Source organism: Pseudomonas sp. 18.1.10 (assembly GCF_024655625.1).
Lineage (GTDB): Bacteria > Pseudomonadota > Gammaproteobacteria > Pseudomonadales > Pseudomonadaceae > Aquipseudomonas.
On record NZ_JANLGL010000462.1, the window covers coordinates 1 to 963 of the forward strand.

The window sequence follows — 963 nt, forward strand, 5'->3', positions numbered from 1 at the left end:
TCAGGGCCAGGTTTGCTGGCTGACACTCCGCTTTCGCGAGCAAGCCCGCTCCCACACAGACCTCTCCCACATTTAGTTTTGTGGTGTGTCAGGGACTATTGCGCGTCGAACGCCTGGCCATTGATGCCAGTGCTGTCCGGCCCCATCAGATACAGGTACACCGGCATGATCTCTTCCGGCGCCGGCCGCTCCATCGGGTTTTCCCCCGGATAGGCCTGGGCGCGCATGCTGGTGCGTGTGCCACCTGGGTTGATGCTGTTGGAGCGTACCGCTGCCACATCCTCAAGCTCATCGGCCAGGGTTTGCATCAGGCCCTCAGTCGCAAACTTCGACACGCCATAAGCGCCCCAGTAAGCCCGGCCCTTGCGCCCGACACTGCTGGAGGTAAACACCACCGACGCATCCTGGGACAGCTTGAGCAGCGGCAGCAAGGTGCTGGTCAGCATGAACATCGCGTTGACGTTCACGTGCATCACGCGCATGAAGTTCTCACCGGACAACTGCTCGATCGGCGTACGTGGGCCGATGATCGAGGCGTTGTGCAGCAGGCCGTCGAGGTGGCCGAACTCCTTTTCGATCATTGCGGCCAGCTCATCGTATTGATGGGGCAGGGCGGTCTCCAGGTTGAACGGGATCACCACCGGCTGAGGTTGGCCGGCCGCTTCGATTTCGTCATACACCTGGGCCAGGTTGGCTTCGGTCTTGCCCAGCAACAGCACGGTGGCGCCGTGGGCGGCGTAGGTTTTTGCCGCCGCCGCGCCAATCCCGCGACCGGCGCCGGTGACCAGGATCACCCGGCCTTTGAGCAGTTCTGGACGTGCAGAGTAATCAAACATAAATAGCCTCGACAAAATTCAACAGGTTGCAAACACCAGAATTGAAAACAGTGAAGATCCCCTGTGGGAGCGGGCTTGCTCGCGAATGCGGTCGTTCAGTTGAAGTGCCTGTGACTGACACTCCGCC

At 60.5% G+C, this 963-nt stretch carries 1 protein-coding gene; it reads right to left on the reverse strand.

Annotated elements, in window-relative coordinates; genetic code table 11:
* Positions 1-95 precede the first annotated feature (95 nt).
* A complete protein-coding gene (locus NUV89_RS29700; protein ID WP_017734481.1) occupies positions 96-836 on the reverse strand; it encodes a YciK family oxidoreductase in 741 nt (246 codons plus the stop codon).
* Positions 837-963 lie beyond the last annotated feature (127 nt).

Coding starts and splice junctions, on each gene's coding strand:
- NUV89_RS29700 (WP_017734481.1), bottom strand. CDS start 836: ATGTTTGATTACTCTGCACGTCCAGAACTGCTCAAAGGCCGGGTGATC.